General features: G+C 64.0%; 13 protein-coding genes. 6 read left to right on the top strand and 7 right to left on the bottom strand.

The features are described from left to right. The first annotated feature begins 11 nt into the window (after positions 1 to 11). From KA354_01660 to KA354_01650, 3 genes are all read left to right on the top strand, one after another. The gene (locus KA354_01660; protein ID MBP7933329.1) at positions 12 to 761 is read left to right on the top strand and encodes a hypothetical protein; all 750 of its coding nucleotides are present in this window, start codon (positions 12 to 14) and stop codon (positions 759 to 761) included. Between the two features lie 242 nt (positions 762 to 1,003). Beyond that, positions 1,004 to 3,109 (top strand): exo-alpha-sialidase, encoded by a 2,106-nt coding sequence (locus KA354_01655; protein MBP7933328.1) that lies wholly within the window; start codon positions 1,004 to 1,006, stop codon positions 3,107 to 3,109. Between the two features lie 211 nt (positions 3,110 to 3,320). Next, on the top strand, positions 3,321 to 3,884 hold the full coding sequence (locus KA354_01650; protein ID MBP7933327.1) for a C-GCAxxG-C-C family protein: 564 nt from the start codon (positions 3,321 to 3,323) through the stop codon (positions 3,882 to 3,884). Positions 3,885 to 4,078: 194 nt separating this feature from the next. On the opposite strand, the gene KA354_01645 is transcribed toward KA354_01650, so the two are convergent. Next, positions 4,079 to 4,483, bottom strand: a complete 405-nt coding sequence (locus tag KA354_01645) for a DUF4332 domain-containing protein (GenBank protein MBP7933326.1) — start codon at positions 4,481 to 4,483, stop codon at positions 4,079 to 4,081. 748 nt (positions 4,484 to 5,231) lie between these two features. On the opposite strand from KA354_01645, the gene KA354_01640 reads away from it, so the two are divergent. Continuing rightward, positions 5,232 to 5,528, top strand: coding sequence for a hypothetical protein (locus KA354_01640; GenBank protein MBP7933325.1), 297 nt, complete (start codon positions 5,232 to 5,234; stop codon positions 5,526 to 5,528). A gap of 563 nt (positions 5,529 to 6,091) precedes the next feature. On the opposite strand, the gene KA354_01635 is transcribed toward KA354_01640, so the two are convergent. The 6 genes from KA354_01635 to KA354_01610 all read right to left on the bottom strand — a co-directional run bounded on the left by KA354_01635 (position 6,092) and on the right by KA354_01610 (position 13,850). Then, positions 6,092 to 7,606 carry a sulfatase gene (locus KA354_01635; protein ID MBP7933324.1) on the bottom strand — a complete coding sequence of 505 codons (1,515 nt, stop codon included), beginning with the start codon at positions 7,604 to 7,606 and terminating at the stop codon, positions 6,092 to 6,094. Positions 7,607 to 7,786: 180 nt separating this feature from the next. Continuing rightward, positions 7,787 to 8,635 (bottom strand): carbon-nitrogen hydrolase family protein, encoded by an 849-nt coding sequence (locus KA354_01630; GenBank protein MBP7933323.1) that lies wholly within the window; start codon positions 8,633 to 8,635, stop codon positions 7,787 to 7,789. A gap of 57 nt (positions 8,636 to 8,692) precedes the next feature. Then, positions 8,693 to 9,754, bottom strand: a complete 1,062-nt coding sequence (locus tag KA354_01625) for a sugar phosphate isomerase/epimerase (GenBank protein MBP7933322.1) — start codon at positions 9,752 to 9,754, stop codon at positions 8,693 to 8,695. Between the two features lie 501 nt (positions 9,755 to 10,255). Further along, positions 10,256 to 11,482, bottom strand: coding sequence for an SUMF1/EgtB/PvdO family nonheme iron enzyme (locus tag KA354_01620; protein ID MBP7933321.1), 1,227 nt, complete (start codon positions 11,480 to 11,482; stop codon positions 10,256 to 10,258). A gap of 416 nt (positions 11,483 to 11,898) precedes the next feature. After that, positions 11,899 to 12,828, bottom strand: coding sequence for a glucosamine-6-phosphate isomerase (locus KA354_01615; protein MBP7933320.1), 930 nt, complete (start codon positions 12,826 to 12,828; stop codon positions 11,899 to 11,901). A gap of 53 nt (positions 12,829 to 12,881) precedes the next feature. After that, complete coding sequence (locus tag KA354_01610) at positions 12,882 to 13,850, bottom strand: hypothetical protein (protein MBP7933319.1); 969 nt, start codon at positions 13,848 to 13,850, stop codon at positions 12,882 to 12,884. Positions 13,851 to 13,978: 128 nt separating this feature from the next. Here KA354_01610 and KA354_01605 point away from each other — a divergent pair, with 128 nt between their 5' ends. Beyond that, complete coding sequence (locus tag KA354_01605; GenBank protein MBP7933318.1) at positions 13,979 to 15,085, top strand: 3-isopropylmalate dehydrogenase; 1,107 nt, start codon at positions 13,979 to 13,981, stop codon at positions 15,083 to 15,085. A gap of 156 nt (positions 15,086 to 15,241) precedes the next feature. Further along, positions 15,242 to 17,890: a PQQ-binding-like beta-propeller repeat protein gene (locus tag KA354_01600; protein MBP7933317.1), complete on the top strand. Its 2,649-nt coding sequence runs from the start codon at positions 15,242 to 15,244 to the stop codon at positions 17,888 to 17,890. Positions 17,891 to 17,919: the final 29 nt, after the last annotated feature.

Below are 17,919 nucleotides of genomic sequence, written 5' to 3'. Positions count from 1 at the left end.
GAGGAAACACCATGGTCAAAAACAAACGCGTGGCGACCCTGGCCGTCGCCGGTTGCCTGTTGGCCCTCGGCCTCTCTGCCGCAGCGGACGCCGCAACCATCACCAATCCATGGTCCGGCACGGCGGGAGACCGGGCCAACTACTCCGCGTTCGCGTTCCGGGCGACGGCGGGTGAGTTCCCGAACAGCGTCAGTCCACTCGGCGCCCTCGACACATTCCCGTCCCTCACCCTGGACGCCCTGACCTTCACGCGCCCCGCAAACGACACCACCCAGACGCCCATACTCGGCACCGGCAACGGGCAACTCAGCACCGTGGCCGCCCCCGTCTTCGTGGATGTCTACACGACCCGCGACGGAATCCTGTCCTTCTCCGGCTACCTCGGCTCGTCAACCACCTCGGTCATATTCAATGACGGCGTCGACCCGATCGCACCCGGCGAGTCCTTCACCTTCAGCTTCGCCGGCATCACCCTGGACAAGGACGCTACCTACTGGCTGGTCTTCTCCGAGGACGGAATCGAGGGCGAGGTGTCCAGTTTCCGCAGCCGCGTCAACACCTCCGGAAACGACAGCACCCCCGGCCCGGGACCGGGATACCTGGTCGGCAATATTGCCCAGGTGGAATACCCCGGAGCCATCAAGGACTGGGGCGTCGAGTTCACCGCCGCCGTCACCGCTGTTCCCGAGCCGATCAGCCTGGTCATGCTGGCCCTCGCCAGCGCAAGCCTGCGACGGCCCCGCCGGCGCCGGTTGGCTTGACAAAAACGCCCAACGCACCGTCCAACGCCGGCGACGCTGAGAACCGAACCGCCCACATCGGCCGGCATGCGGGTGGCTGTTGCGATGTGCCCGGCGACAGGGCCTGAGACGCAGGCACGCGTGCGGGGCGGCGAGGAGTGTGTCGCCGAGTCGCCCCCTCCGACCACGACTTCGCCCAACCAGCGACGGCGCAAGTCGCGCGACGGTCGACCCTGTCCTTCCCGGCGCCCAGGAGGAACCCTATGCTCGTCTCAAAAAACAAGCCATGTGGCCTTGCCTTGGCCAGCCTGATCACCGCCGCGATGGCCTCCCCCGTGGCGGCCGACGTCAGACTGGAGCACAGGGATGTCTTCACCAACGGCGCGGACGGGTACTACATGTACCGCATCCCGTCCATTGCCCGAAGCGGCGACGGAACCATCCACGCCGTCGCCGAGGGCCGGCTCACCAGCACCGCCGACCCCGGCGGCACCCACATCGACCTGGTCTACAAACGCAGCACGGACGGCGGGCGGACGTGGTCAACCCAACAAATCCTCGATCGCCATCCAGATGCCAACCTGACCGACGAGCGAACCGACAACGACCGCACTTCGGCCGCCAACGCGGTCGCAGTGGTTGACCGCAGCAACAACCGGCTGTGGGTCTTCGACCTGCGGATGCCGAACGGCGTCGGAACCGCAAACGTCCAGAAAAACGTCGACGACCTGCAGACCTGGGCCAGGTACAGCGACGACAACGGATTGACGTGGTCCGCAGCCCAGCGGATCACCGTCCCGCAGTACGAGGACTTCTACCCCAACCTCGGCAGCTCGATCCAGACCCGGAGCGGACGGCTGGTGGTGCCCGCCACGGCCGTGCGGGCAACCAGCCTGTTTACCCAGTCATTCGCCCTGTTCAGCGACGACCACGGCCTCACCTGGCAGGCCGGCGCGCTGATGAACCTCGCAACGAATGAGCAGCAGATTGTGGAGTTGACCGACACACGGCTGTTCGCCAGCGTCCGACAGAACTCCGGCTCGTACCGGTTCCATACCCTCAGCTCCGACGGCGGGGCGACATGGTCGCCGCTGGCGAACGGCCTGGCGATGACCGCGGTAGCCTCAGGACTGGAACGCTACACCGAGGCGGGCGTCGATGACCCCACCGAGAACCGTATCCTCTTCTCCGCGCCGACAGGCGGGCCGCTGGGAGCTCGATCCCGGCTGACCATCAAATCCAGCTTCGACGAGGGGCAGACCTTCGGCAAGCCGCGTTTGCTGTACCAGGGACCGGCGGCCTACTCGGACATGGTCCGGCTCGACGGAGATGAGGTCGGCGTGTTCTGGGAACGCGGCCCCGGCACGGAAATGTGGAGCGATCCCGGCAACCAGTCAATCACCTACACCGTCTTCAACCGCGAGTTCCTCGAGCCGGCCACCACCCAGGGACTGTGGGCCTCCGAGTCGTTCGCCTATCCGACCGGACGGCTCAAGTACCGCATCGGTGGCAACGGATGGAACAGCACATGGAGCCAGACCACCACCCTGGCCAACGCCGCGACCGCAACCATCGTCGCTCAGAGCCTGCTGCATGCCGGCCTGGATTACCAGCCGGCGGGCGGGGCGGCATCCCTCCAGGGCTCGTCCATGTCCCGCGGCCTGGGCACGCAGCTGAACCTCGGCGCCGATGGTACCTACTACTTCTCCGCACTGGTTCGGCGGGAAAGCACCACCGGATCAACCCTTCAGGCCCTGGACTTCCTCCTGCTGGACGCCGCTGGCGCCCGGCTCGCAGCCTTCGGGGCCGGCACAGGCGGGCACTGGTTCGTGACCGAGTTGGGCGATACCCGCAGCACCGCCGCCGGGGCGGTCGTCTCGCAAATAACCTACCTGCTCGTCGCCAAGCTGGTGGCCGACGGCGACACGGCAACCGGCAGCTTCGATCAGCTGTTCATCAGGGTGTTCGCCGCGGATGAGGCCATCCCGGGCACAGACAACGCCCTGACCTGGACACTGGCGGGCGCAACCAACGAGAACTCCACCACCCCGGTGGACCGAATCCTGATCCAGGCCGGAGCCAACACCCTCTGGCTGGTGGACGAACTACGCGTGGGAAACGACTGGGCCTCGGTAACCGGCGCTCGGCAACCCGTGCCCCCGGACTTCGACCGGGATGGCGATGTGGATGCCGACGACCTGACCAGATTCCTGGCCTGCGTGACCGATCCGGAAGTCCTCCTCCAGAACGAGAATTGCCGCGAGGCCGATCTGGATCTCGACGACGACGTCGATCAATCCGACTTCGGAATCCTCCAGCGGTGCTACAGCGGAGCCGCCAGATCCCCAGACCCGAACTGCGCCGACTGAGCCCCAGCCCCCGGCACTGGGCGGCGGCCGCCCACGTCCTGGCGTCCCAGCGGCAATCAGCTGCGGATCGGGACAACTCCGGCCCGCTCCAGGCCTCCCGGGATGGAACCACCCAAAGGTCCATCTGCCGGCCCGCGGATCTTCACTCCGGCTCGTCGCTCGCTATCATGACCCACGGTGCGGTCAAGCTCGAAAGGAGGCAACCGTGAACATGCACTGCAATCGACGAGCATTCCTGGGAGCGGCCGGCGCGGCCCTCGGCGCTCTGCCCGCTTCGCATGCCAGTGAGTCAGCGGCTTCCCGGAGCAGCACCACAACGCCGTCCAGTCAACCGACAACACGCCCCGACCTGGGCCACCTCGCCGCAAAGAACCTCGGTGCGGGCGGCCAAAACTGCGCCGAGGCCATGCTCGCCGCCACCCTGCAATACCTCGACCAGCCACGGGAACTCGTGAGCGTGGCTTCCCTGTTCGGAGGCGGAATGGGAATGGGCGACCACTGCGGCTATTTCTGCGGTGGACTCATGGCCCTCGGACTGGCCTGCGCGGGCCGGCCGGATGGCAGGGCGGCGGCCCACCCGCTCCGCAAGGCCTTCACCGAAGAATGGAACAAGAAAAGACCACTCCGATGCCGTGAGATCAAGGAAGCCCAGCTGGCGGGCAAGCTCGCGGGAGACTGCGCCGACATCGGCAGGGACGCCGGGGCAACCCTGGCCAAGCTCATCGATCCAATCATCGACCATCCCAAGAGGGCCCGCTTCGCCCGACGCTCATGACCCGGGCCCAAGGTCAACCCCGCGATCAACCGCGAGCAGAGACTCCACGACCCGCCCCACCCTGAATCCCGACCAGCAGTCAACCCGTCACCCCGGCCCGGCTCGGCTCGGCAGCCCGCTCAAAGAAAAAACGCCCCAAGCGAAGCACCCGACCCGGGCCCTCTATCCACCAGAAACCGCTCAACACTGCTGTGTCAGTATTCCACAGCCCTTGGCAGGGCCTTGGCTTCCTGAATCCACTTCGTGACTTGCGATGCCTCCGGCAAAGCCCGGACCAGCTTCTTCTCGCCATTGACCTTGACCATGGCCGCGTGGAGGTTGTCAGCTTTGCGGCGGGCTAGCTCCGCTACCGTGTCCACACCCGCAGCTTCCAGCAACTCGGCATACTGGCCGGCAACCCCATGGATCCGGAAAAGATCCGCATGATTGACCCACTTGAGAATCAACGTCTCGCTGATTCCGCTCGCTTTGGCCAGATCGGCGCGGCCCTTGCGAGTCGCACCCTTCTCGAGCAGCGCCTCCACCGTCTGAAGCCCCGCCTTGGCCAGCGAAGCTTGATAAGCCGGGCCGATACCTTCAATGTCCGTCACTTTTGCCATTGCATCTCCTTCACGTTGGATTCCCTCCTCGCGACCTCCGCGAGAGAAGGCCGAACCAGAACAACATTGTATCTCCGCCGACCAGGCGTTCAATCTGGGGTCAAAAGACCGTATGTCCCGACCACGCAAAACACCTCCGAATACCAAACTATTCGCCCACCAAAACAGCACCGGTCAAACCGGAGAACCCGGACAGAGCGTCACCAATGACACATTCAACATCCCAATGCTTCCCGGCTCGACCGTCAACCTGAGACACCATGTGCAGTGACACGCAGGGTTAATGTGGAGGCATACGACCGAGTGGGCTAAGCGTCAGCTACGGCAGCAGCGTGCAGATGGGCAACTTGGGCGAAATCGGGAGGAGATGCGCTGGCCCGACAAACTCGGCCCGCCAACACCCATGAGACACCCCCAACCTCCATCGTCGGGCAAAACGTGATCCGGCCGCCGCCTCGATCCGTCACCACCCGGTTCTCCCCCACAACGGCGAACAAACAAGCCTCGTTAACTGGCTGATACCACACCGAATCAGCATGCACCTCTCACCGACTACACCAAACCGCGACCAAGAGTCACACCTGCATCACCCGGCCAGCACCGCCAACCTCGCGAGGGAATTGACCTACCAGCAACCAGCGGTACAATGAGCAAACACGGCGCAACTGAGCACCGAGCGAGGCCACCCCGCTGAAAAGAAGACCTCGCACATCTGACCAATCCTTAACTCCGGGAAGGAGCGTACGGCATGAACATCGTACCGTTGTTGATTCAGCTGATCAGCGGCGCTGCGGGCGGCAATGTCGCCGGAGCCCTGCTCAAGAAGTTCAGCCTGGGCCCGATCGGTAATTCGATCGCCGGTATTCTCGGCGGCGGACTCGGCGGCCAGCTCCTCGGAGCACTCGGCGTGGGCGGCGCCGAGGCGGCCGCCGGCGGGCTTGACATCGGCAGCATCGTATCAAGCATCGCCGGCGGTGGCGTCGGCGGGGGCGTGCTGATGTCAATCGTGGGGCTCGTTCGTCAGCAGCTGGGGAAGTCGGCCTGACGCTCCTTGCCCGGGAAGGTACCACGAACCGACATCAAGATGATAGCCCGCCTTCGCCGGCGAGGGCGTGAAGCCGGTCCGCCTCTACGCTCTCCACGCCTGGCAAGTGATCCAGGCGCAGCGGCTCTGCCTTCGCTCCCGGTCTAGGCGTTCTCCCCACATCCCCATGGTCCTTGAGGAGGCAAACGAGGCTCGCTCGCCCCGTTCCACCTCGTCCCGAGCACGATCGACCGGCGCCGCCATCAAAGACGCGGCCGTAGATCCGCGAAACAACCTGCGAGCCCAGCAGACCAGAACCGATGAGCCGTAACCCATGACCCCGGTTTGCCGGGACACCCGCGGTGTTGTTTCCCCAGGACCCCGGCTGCGCCCCCATCCCGCGACGTGATTGGCTTCGTTTGGCGCTCGCGAAAACAAGACCTCATGTAGCCGAAAACCCCTACCGGGCCCGGCAAAACCGCCTCCCCAACGCCCCCACAGGTGCGCCCCGAAAAAGGCCGGCGGCGCGGAACGCCGCCCCTGTTCTCATGTCCGAAGACCCGGCAAAGCAACATCAGAGCGGATCAGCTCGCCGGACGAGGCGGGGCGGGACCGTCAACCCCGCTCGGCGGCTGGTCGTCGGCGAATTGGTCCTCATCCCGGACTTCCTTCTTCAACCGATAAAGCTCCCCCTTGAGCTTCTCGATCGTCTCGCGTTCAGCCGGCTCAGGGTAGATGTTCCGCAGCTCCTCCGGGTCCTTGACGAGATCGTACAACTCCCACTGGTCCTTCTTCCAGAAGTGAATCAGCTTGTGCGTCGCGGTCCGCACACCGTAGTGGGTCCGGGTGTTGTGGTGGCCGGGATCATGGTAGTAACGGTAGTACATGCTCGTCCGCCAATCGGCCGGCAACTCGCCACGAAGCAGCGGAACAAGGCTCCGACCCTGCATGTCAGCCGGCACGGGCAGGCCCGCCGCCTGCATGAAGGTCGGGGCGAAATCCACGTTCAGGGCCATCGCCGTTTGAACGCTACCCGGCTTGACCACCCCCGGCCAGCGGACGATGAACGGCATCTTCAACGACTCTTCGTACATGAAACGCTTGTCGTACATCCCGTGGTCGCCAAGAAAGAAGCCCTGATCGCTGGTGTAGATGACAATCGTGTTGCCGGCCAGCCCGTTGGCGTCCAACCAGTCCAGCAACCGCCCCACGTTGTCGTCGATGGCCTGCACGCAAGCCAGGTAATCCCGCATGTACCGCTGATACTTCCAGGCATTGAGCTCCTCGCCTTTGAGCACCTTCTTCTCCCCGCCTACTTCAATCTCCACTTCCGTCGGCTTAACGCCAAGCCATTCGTTCAGCTTGGCACCCTTGAGATCCGCGGGCGGCTCCAGCTTCAGGTCTCGGCGGGTCATGTCGTCAAACACCCGCTGACGGTTCTCCCGAATCGCGTCCGTCCGACCCGCATAGTCGTCACGGAGCGTCGGCGGTTCGGGGATCTTCCTCTCGGCAAACATCGCCTTGTGCTTGGCATCCGGCTCCCACGCCCGGTGCGGAGCCTTATGATGACACATGAGAAAAAACGGCTTGTCCTTCGGGCGGTTCTTGAGAAACTCGATCGCCAGGTCGGTGGTCACATCGGTGGCGTATCCCTTGATCGTCCGCACACGGGTGGCACTGTAGTACACCGGGTCAAAATAGCGGCCCTGACCCGGATGGATCTCGTACTCGTCAAAGCCGGTCGGGTCACTGCCCAGATGCCACTTCCCGACGATCCCGGTGTGATAGCCGGCCGCCTGCAGGTGCTTCGCAACCGTGGGCTGCGAGCCGTCAAACCGATTGAAGACCGTCACCCCGTTGAGGTGACTGTACTTGCCCGTCAGGATCGCCGCCCGGCTCGGCGCGCAGATGGAGTTGGTGACGAAGCAGTGGTCGAAGCGCATGCCGCCTTTCGCCAGACGATCCAGGTTCGGCGTCTGATTGACCACTCCCGAATAACAACTGATCGCATGGGCGGCATGGTCATCGGACATGATGTACAGGATGTTCGGCCGCTGGGCAGACTCGGCCGCCCCGACCGCCCCCGAAAGAATGGCCAGCAAAGACGTGACCGACAACCAGGCCCTCGCAAGCTTGGAGTCCACGGAGAACCTCCTCTCAACCCAACCGGGCAACACAAGCCGCCAGTGTACCCGGAACCTGCCCGGCCAGCACGTACCATGCCCATAGCTGCCCGGAACCACCCCCCCACCCAAGCCACGGCAAAAAATGTCCGCCGTTCACTTCACGCCCAGCGGCACGTCGCAGATCGCCACCAGGTGGGCGTCGGCCACCGTTCCGATCTGCTCCACCTTCACCTCCATGCCCTTCTCAACAAATCGCCGATCCAGGATCGAGCCGTCCGCGGCAGTTACCAGAAACTCAATCGGATGAACGAACACAATCGGCACGCGGTTCTCACGCGAACGGTCCTGCAGGTGAAAGTCGTTCTTCTCCGGCCCCCACATGCCACCGGAAGGACACATGATCAGGTCGACCCCCCGCTCGGCGATGCGCCTGACCAGGGCGGCGTTGCGCCGGTCGGCGCAGATGATAAGGCCAACTCGCCCGTAAGGCGTCTCAAACACCGGACTGTCGTGGCCCGGCGTGTTGCGGGCAAGCTCATGCCCCAAATCCTGCTTGCGGTACTTGCCGATCAGCCGGCCATCAGGCCCGATCAGAACAGCCGTATTGCAGGTCTGCTCGCCGTCACGCTCCAGCATACCCGCCACAAGATGAATGTCGAGTTCATCGGCCAGCCGGCGAACACGCTCGAAATAGTCGCCTCCGGGGATCGGTTCGGCGAGATCCAGCCAACGACCCTGCGGAATTCCCTTGTCGCGGATGGCGTAGCCGTCAAGAAAACACTCGGTCGTGACGACAATCCTCGCGCCTTGACCCGCGGCTTCACGAATCAGCGGCTCGGCTCTAGCCAGATTCCGATCTTTGTCGGCGGCGATCCACTTGAGAACGATGCCGCCAACCCGAACCCCGGCAGGAGACGAACGAACGGCCGGAAGCCTCCCTTCATCCAGGCAACCCGAACATCCCAAGATCAACAGGCCAAAGACCGCCGCAGATCTTCGCATGGGACGTCTCCTCGTCCCCGCCATAGACAGCCAAAACGCGCCAAACACGCCCGTGGATCAGCCAATGTCCTCCCGCATAATGCGGAGATATCGCTTGCAGGTCTCCAGCATGTCGAAACCACCCTTGTCCTGCTCAATGGAGAAGAAACCGTTGAAGTGAATCTTCCGGCATGCCTCGACGATCGCCTTGTGATCCATGACCCCGGTGCCGAACGGCGGAAAACGGCGCATCTGCCCGTCAATGTCCCGCATGTGCAGGTTCATGAGCCGCGGGCCAACCTTGTGGATCGCCAGCGGGGGATACTCCCGCTGCGACAGCGTCCAGCCGGCATCGAGATTGTAGCCCAGGTTGCGGTCGCCAACGGCCTCGCACAGCCACATGAACGAGGTGGCGTCGTGAATCAGACAATGCGTGTGATGCTCGATGGTCATCTTCAAGCCCAACGATCCCGCCAGACGAACGCACTCACGCGTCGTCTCGACGAAATCGCTCCAGACCTTCGACCACTCGAAATCGTCGGCAATCCCAATGTGGAACTTGTCGTCACGGCCCGGATTGGACATCTCGTAAAAACGCGGCAGATAACCATGCTCCGCGCCGTAACCCGTAGGCCAGGGCGACACAATGTCGATGATCGGAGCATTCAACTTGGCGGCAATCCGACAGCCGGCCTCAAAGGCGCCAACGTTCTCGTCACGGACCCTCTTCTCCGGGCTGGCCAGCCCGGGAACAACCGGCTGAAAGAGAACGAATTGCGACACCTGCAGCTTGTGCCTGTCCAACCGCGAGCGAATCCGGTCCAGGCTCTCACCCGCCCAGACCGTCTTCATGTCCTCGCGGGCGTTGACGATCAGTTCGATACCGTCAAACCCCAGGCCACCAACCGTGTCGATGGCCTCGGTCGGATCCACCCCGCCCGCGAAACTGTGGAAACACCAGCTCAGACAGCCAACCTTCATCCGGCCCTTCGCGGTCGGCTCCGCCAACTCGGCGGCCTTGGCCGCACCCGGTCCGCCCGCCATGCCCGCCACGGCCGCCGTGCCCGCAATCACCGAGGCCGATTGAATGAACGCCCGGCGGCTCAGGCCACCCCGATCGAACGGCTGTTGGGTCTCCATCGTGCAACGCCTCCTCACCTGATCCCGATATCCTCGCCCCCATCCACAGCCGCGCTCGGTGCGGCCCACCGCGAATCGTCGCTCGCGGCTGTCAATGCCACAAACTCCCCGGTGTCTACGTGTAGCATGAAACGGCCATTCACACAACTCAAAAACACCGCCAGGAACACCCAACGGAGAACCCGCCGCCACGGCTTGAACGGCAGACGGCAGGCAAGACGACTCACCAGCCAACAACGAACTGGACAGCCAATCCGATCGAGTGGATACTCCCCCGGGGGGTCGGCGACAACGGGCGAGGCTGGCGATGGCCATCTGAGAACTATGAAGAACCTGACGGATCGTGCCCGGCGAGGACCGCGAATACGTCCAGCTGGTCGACGAACAATGCCCCGCGTGTGCGGCCGTGCGGCTGTCCAACCAAGGCGATTGGCCGGCGAATCACCCTTGCCATCCAGGCCCGTAGGCCGCAACGGACCCGCCCCGCTTCAACCGACCCACTCAACGCCGCCGCGAATGGAGAAACACCGCCGCCCCGAAGATCAGCATGAGACTCGTGGCCGGCTCCGGAGTCACCGGAGGATCCGAGGGAGGATTACTGTCATCCGAGCCGTCCGTGATGTCCGGAATCGGGTGCTGGGGCGAATCCGGGAACGTGGGCACGGAAAAGGCCTCCGGGGTGTCCTGGCTCATCGAGGAATCAGACAGCCCGGCCGAACCACCGCCGCCACCGCCACCGCCACCCCCCGAGAAACCGCCATCCTGGCTCACCCAACTCATACCGGTCACGCCCATGCCGCCGAATCCGGTGTCCACAATGTCCTGCCGAAGACTGCCCAGCCCCAGCCGGGAAACCGGCTCACCGGTGATGGTCGAGATCCGGGCAATCCGGAAACCAGTGAACGCATCCGCGTGGTTGCCCGCCACCAGCGTGCGCGACTGATCCTTGCCCTTGTCCAACTCGGTCAGAACGACACCACGAAGCACGTACTCGCCGCCCAGCTGGCTCTCCGTCCATTCACGCACATTGCCCCATTGGCCCACCGTGCCGTACGCACTGGTCAACTCGCTGAACAGGCCGCCGACCTCCGCGATCATGCCCGCGATCACCCGGCCGGAGTCAACAGGACCCTCGTCCCGCCGAGTGGCATATTGCCAGTATCCGCCGGTACCGGCCTTCGCTGGATCATAGTAGGCGGCCTTGTACCATTCATCCTCGGTGGGCACGACCCAGGGACCGTTGCCGGTCCGCGGCCCCACGCTGCCGGAATCCGGCCCGCCGCCGGTGATCGTGTAGGAACCCCACTCGGTACCGCTCATCAGGTAGCCGTTGGTCATCCAGTTCGCGAACCGGATGGCGTCGAAATACGATACGAAGTTGACCGGCATCCTGCCCATGCCGGGCTTGACGTGATAGCTGAACGGCGACGCCGACGTCCCCGCCCCGCGACGCGCGATCCCTCCCAGCCTGTGAAAAGCCATCCCCGGATGGTACAGGGCAAAGGCATCACCGTTCTTGGCCACCGCATTGAGAAAAAGAGCATACTCGTCGTTGGTCACGACGTACTTGCTCATGAAGAACTCATAGGAAGTAGCACCCAGACCCGACGTGTCGGCGGGATTTCCCGGGTTGCCAACCCGAACGACTTCAGTCTTGATTTCACCGAGGACCAGAGAAGGAGCGGCCACGAACGCCACGGCGGCAATCGCCTCGAGTGCGGTTCTCATTCTGAACCTGCCCCCTGGAACGGGAACCCGATCCATCAGGCCCGCTCAATCGAATCTGAGACCTCCTCCGTTCGTTGCTTTCGGGCGGCCGCTCCGCGGCCCAGCCACGAATCCATCTCCAACCACCGGGCATCCGCCTGCGCCGGTGCTTTCCGCTCTCCGTGTCAGCCTCTAAGCCTCTCCTCAGTAAACACTATTCCTCCTCCAGCCGGGAAGTCAACATGAGCCGCGGCGGTAGATCCCCCCTCCCCGGACGATCACTCCGATATTGTGGCAATACGGGTAAGCTGAGCATCCCAGGAGAGGCAATAACCCCCTGCGCCGCCGAGATGACCCCACGACGTCCGTGAATGCGCGGCGTTATCGGACGGCGGGCACACCGTCATCACCTCAGACCACAACCGCCGGGCTCGACGTCAGTGCATCTCCGCGTCACAGGTCCCAATGCCCGGCCGGTAGTAGTTGAACTGGACGTTCGGATGGTCGGCCAGCAGAGACATCGGCACCGAGGCGTCCGGCAGCCGCTTGGAGATCATGTACGCGCTGAGCCGGATGCCGAACGGGTTGTCGTGCCACCCAGGATGCCAGATCGATACCCTGCCCGCCCGCCAAGTCTCCACCGGCCCCACGCTGATCGCCATGTTCGGTACGCTCGGGATGTTGCCACCCCCAGAGGTCCGGGCGTTTTGCACCAGGGTCAACGGGTGAAGCTCGACCACCCGGGTGGTCTGCCTGCGATACTCGGCCGGCGTCGGAGGCTCGTCGGCATGCTTGCCCGCGCGCTTGGGCGGGTCGTTGAATGCCCAGTGCTTGACCTCGCCCTGCCCACCCTGCATGATCGCGCACCGGGCCTCGGACCAGCTCCGGATGTACGCGGCCGGATCAGCTTTGGGGAAATGGAGGTTCGACTCCGGCATCCTCAGGTCCGGCCGGATGCGGTTGAAGCACATCTCCCGATCGCACTTGGCGAACGATAACGGGTGATCCTCACCCACCTCCTTCCCGTTCATGTACCACTCGTCCATGCCCCAGAAGTGGGCGTGGCCCAGGTTGATCTCCAGGGCATTGACCAGCTGGGCCACCAGCGGCAACTGCTCGGTCGGCCCGATCGGACCGCAGATACCCACCGGTTCGTCCGGCCTGGCCTGACGCCAGGCCTCAATGTACTCCAAAGCCTCTGCCAGGAAGAACTCCCGCAGGTCGTCATAGAACACGACCCGGAACCCCTCTCGCCCCAGCTTCAGGATGTCCTCAGCCGTGAGGCGAGAGACCTCCGCAAGCAGTTCCCTGGGCAATGTCGTGTAATCCCACCAGCCCGGTGCAATCGTGCTCAACGGCCGTGCCATGATGAACCTCTCCTCTGGGACAGGGCAACCGGCAGCCGGCAAAGCCGGATACCTCATTTCACCAACACGCGCGAAAACGCGAGGAACTCCTTTTCGAAGGCGTCCAGATCGGGGGTGATGTAGTGGCGAAAGACGGTCTCGCCCGTGCTCAGCCCCTCGCCTCCGGGCGTCGTGAGCCGGTAGCCGCTGACCGCGACGGCCGTCCTCCGAGTGCCGGCGTCGGCCAGCAGCTTCGCGAAGCCCTGGGTGTAGGAGGCATTGCGACCCTCCTTCAGGAACATGATCAGGGCCCACACTTGGGCGTAGTAGCTCCGGGTCGTGGCCCCAGTCTCGGCCACGGCCTGACCGGCATTCATCTCCACAAGCCGCTTGAGGGGAATCCAGCGATCGGTGCTGGTGAGGGCGTCACGGAGGTTGTTTCGCCGAAACAGGTTCTGCCTGGACTTGAACACCGGCCGGCCGTCCTTCAGGTCAAACGCCTCCCACTGGCAGGCCAAGCCCTCATCGAGCCAGGCGACGACCGGCTCGGGAAAGTGGCCGGCCAGATACTGGTGCCAGCCTTCGTGAGCCAGCAGGGCCAGCGTGCGGTCTCGAGTCAGATCGTAGGCCACCGTCGTGGCGGTCGGGTAGTCCATGTAGCCCCCCTCCCGGATGCGCAAGTACATGTCGGCCCGCTGGGGAACGAAGGCCCGGGTGAAGCGATCCCACTCGCCGCGGGTCTCAAACAAGTACGTGATCAGGCGCTCGGGCCGCTCCGCCGGTGGTCGCATCACCCGCTGATACTCGCCAAAAGCCGTCTCCATGAATACCGGCACACACTCGATCAGCTCGCGATCCCGCACCGTGGTGCGGATCTCGTAATGGTCGGTTTTGACCCGCAATCCGTGAATACGGGCGGCCGGTGCCCACTCGCCGTACTCCACCGCCACCGGCTTCGGAGACGTGGCCCCGCAACCGCTGAGCAGCGTGATCCACAGCACGCTCGACAGCCCTGAAACGCCGCTCATGCTCATTCTGGTCATTCCTGGTCCCTTTCGATGTGCCGGACGTCTTGAAGACCCGGCCTGCTTTTGATACCGTGTTTGCTCCTGTTTTTCCATGGCCCGTGCCGGAATTCAGGTTTTTCTCGACTCTGCCAAGGAGTGTGCTCGTGCTGAACATAGCTGTCATCGGTGGGGATGGTACCGGACCTGAAGTCGTGGCCGAAGGCCTCAAGGTACTCAAGGCGGTAGCCGCGAAGGCCGGGTTCCAGTACAACACGACCGACTTCGATCTCAGCGGCAGGGCCTACCTGGCCCGCGGCGGCGATCCCAAGGCCCAGAACATCCCCCTGGTCACCCCCGAGCAGACCAGCGAACTCCGCAAGTACGACGCGATCTACCTCGGAGCGGTCGGCGACCCGAACATCGCCCCGGGAATCATGGAGAAAGGCCTCCTGCTGCATCTCCGCTTCGTGCTCGACCAGTACATCAACCTCCGCCCGGTCAGACTCTACCCCGGCGTCGAGTCGCCGCTCAGAGACAAGGGTCCCGAGCACATCAGCTTCGATGTTATCCGGGAGAACACCGAAGACCTCTACGCGGGCACGGGCGGCTTCCTCCGCAAGGGCACACCCCAGGAGGTCTCCACCCAGGAGATGATCACCACCCGCTTCGGCGCCGAGCGATGCATCCGCTATGCCTTCGAGTTCGCCCGAGCCAAGAAGAGAGCGGGCACGGGCAAGGGTAAGCTCACCCTCGTCCACAAGACCAACGTCCTGACCTATTGCGGCGACACGTGGTTCCGGACGTTCCACGAGATCGGCCAAAAGGACTATCCCGATATTGAGCGGGATTACAACCATGTCGATGCCTGCTGCATGTGGTTCATCAAGAGCCCCGAGTTCTACGATACCATCGTCGTCCCCAACATGTTTGGTGACATCATTACCGACTTGGCGGCCATGATCCAGGGCGGATTAGGGGTGGCGGCCGGCGGCAATGTCAATCCCGAGGGCGTCAGCATGTTCGAGCCCATGGGCGGCAGTGCCCCGAAGTACACGAGGCAGAATGTCATCAATCCGATTGCCGCCATCGCCGCCATGGGCATGCTGCTCCGCGTCGTCGGTGGACAGAAGAAAGACGCCCCCGTCGAACGAGCCGGCACTCTGGTTGAGGAAGCGATCCAGAAGACCTGCCCGAAGATGAAGAGCCAGTCGGCAGGCAAGATGGGGTACGGCACGAGCCAGGTCGGCGACCTGGTCTGCTCAGCCCTCTAGCTCTCGTGCCGAGCGCGGCCGCCGGATGCGGCATCACCGAAGCGAGCGGCCGGCCGTCCAGGTGTCAACGGCGCGCCGGTCAGCGTTGGGACTCCGGCATGATGCCCGTTGCCGCCAGCCCGCAATAACAGGACAACTGCGAAAAAGGAGGATCACGTGCGTATCCAGTCGGTTCGGATTCCATCGGCCACGATCGTCTGCCTCATGTCGGCCTCCCTGGCTCTTGCCCAGGCCACCGTTCAAGCCACCAGAGCGACCACGCGGGTCGCTCAGACGGCACCGGCGAAGAAACCGGTGCCTGCACGGACGACCACACTTCAGGGTGTCGTGTTCGAGGATCTCAACGCGAACGGCGCTCGGGACGCCGGTGAGCCCGCCCTGGAGGGCATGTCCGTATCCAACGGCCTCGAGTTCGTGGTGACACCGGCCTCGGGGGAGTTCAAGTTCGTCCTCAAAGAGCGGATCACTGGATCGGTCTTCGTCTGCACGCCATCCGGCTGGCGGGCGTCCAAGAGGTTCTACGTCCAGGCCGACTTCGAGCGATTCGCCGCGAAAACACAATCCGCGGACATCGGCCTGGTCCGCGATCCGGCGCGGTTGACGGACAAGTTCTCCTTCGTCCAGTTGACCGATACCCACGTCACCGACGATCCCACGACGATCAAGACGATGAACGAGGACATCGACACGGTCAATCGGCTGAGCGACCGGCCGATCTTCGTCGTGACCACCGGTGACCTGACCAACCGCGGCACGAAGCCGGAGGAGTTCAAGGGCTTCGTGGTGGGCATCGAAAACGCCCGGTTGCCGGTCTACAACACCATCGGCAATCACGACTACGGCGGCCAGTCGCGGGAGACGCAGAACTACGAGAAGGCTCTCGGCCCGCGCTACTATTCCTTCAGCTCGGGCCCCTATCACTTCATCAGCAAGGACATCATCGCCGCCGATCGCGACAAAGCCGGCTACCAGCGGCAGCAGGCATGGATCGAGGCCGACATCAAGCTCAACGCAGCCAACAAGCGCATCCTGGTCTTCCAACACTATGTTCCCACCAATCCGGAACTCGAATGGTGGGCCCGATACCAGACCGCAGGCATCTTCAGCGGCCACTGGCACGGCCGGCGTGAGCAACTCTACAAGGGCATCCTAGACGTCAACAGCGCTACGCTTCGGTTCGGCGGTATCGACCGCAGCCCGCGAGGATTCCGCGTCATTCACGTCGACGGCGACAGGCTCCGCTGCGAATGGCGGGTCGGCGAGCAGAACAAGCGCGTCGAGATCCTCAATCCGCCCAAGGATGGCGAGGCACACGGACGCGTGCCCATCCGCGTACTGGCCTACGATACGGCCGTGCGCGTCAACGGCGTGGAATACCGAATCCTCGAGGGCAACGCCGCCGATACCAAGCCGATTGCGGAAGGCAGGCTGGCCGCAGAGGGCGCCTGGTCCTGGGCGGGCGAGTGCCCTGCCCTGGCGAGGGCTGTGGCGGGCCCCAAGAAGATACAGGTGGAGGTCACTGCGGCGGACGGCACGACATGGAAGGACGAGAGCCCATTCACGCTCGGAACCGGCGAGCCGGCGAAGCCGACCATGGGCGAGGCCTGGCCGTTCTTCCACAACGATGCCGGCCACCGCGGCTATCTGAAGACCGGCCCCCAACCGCCGTTGTCCCTTGCATGGGCCACGAATATCGGCGGCAGCATTCACATCGCCGGACCGGTCGTTGCAGACAACCGGGTGTACGCGGCCACCAGCTTCCATGACTCACTCGACGACTGCGCGGTCGTTGGCCTCGATCTGGTCACCGGAAAGCGACTCTGGCGAGCGCCGGTCGATTCGTCGGTCAAACACAGCCCCTCCGTCTGGGATGAGAACGTGCTGGCCGTCTCGCAGGCCGGTACACTCTACTGCTTCGATCTCCAGGGGCAGACGCGATGGACCGCACCGCTGGCCAACGTCAAGAACCAGCGTTGGGAGGTCAGTTTCCCGGTGACGGATGGCAAGACCGTGTACGCCGGCCGTTCCGAGGGTTTTGGCGCGTTCGAGTTGGCGACGGGCAAGCCGCTGTGGGATCAGAAAGGCGGCAAGGACTGGTGGCCTAACCTCTACACCGGACCCAGCCTCGGCTCGGGTGTGGTTTACCAGGGCGGACCGTTCGTACGAGCCCTGGATCCGGCCACCGGCAGGATCATCTGGAACCTCGAGAAAACATCGGTCTCCACCGTGGCCGTCGTCCCCGCAGTGGTCGAGCGAGACCAGGCCGGCGACCGGTTGTACGTCTTCCACAACGGCAAGACACTGTGTTGCCTTGACGGGAGTTCGGGCAAGACCCTCTGGACGGCCTCATGCGAGGCCCCGGACGCCAAAGGGGCCGGCATCAAGTCTCAGGCCGTCCCCCTCGGCGACGAGACCGGCACACCCGCCGTGGGCGACAAGATGATCTGCCTCGGCGGCGCGGAAGTCGCCTTCCCCGGCGAGAGCCGCCCCACCGCCGCGATGCACGGCTTCGACAAGGCCACCGGCAAGCTCATTTGGCGATTCCCGGTCGGCCGAGACCTCGCTTCGTCGCTGCCCTACAAGCGAATCACCTCGACGATCAGCAGCTCACCGATCATCGTGGGCGAAACGGTCTACTTCGGGGCGAGCGACGGATTCGTCTACGGGCTCGACGTGAACAGCGGCAAGCTGCTTTGGCGGCACCGCCTCGGCGTACCCATCGCTTCCACCGCCGCGGCCACGGGTAACACGCTCATCGTGACCACCTGGGACGGCACGGTATACGCCATGACCGCCGGGGGATAGCGTCTGCCTGGGTCGGGGAGCGCGAGAAA

The sequence above is a fragment of the Phycisphaerae bacterium genome (genome assembly GCA_018003015.1).
In the GTDB taxonomy this organism is placed as follows: domain Bacteria; phylum Planctomycetota; class Phycisphaerae; order UBA1845; family PWPN01; genus JAGNEZ01.
This window is presented reverse-complemented; position numbering and strand designations above follow the sequence as displayed.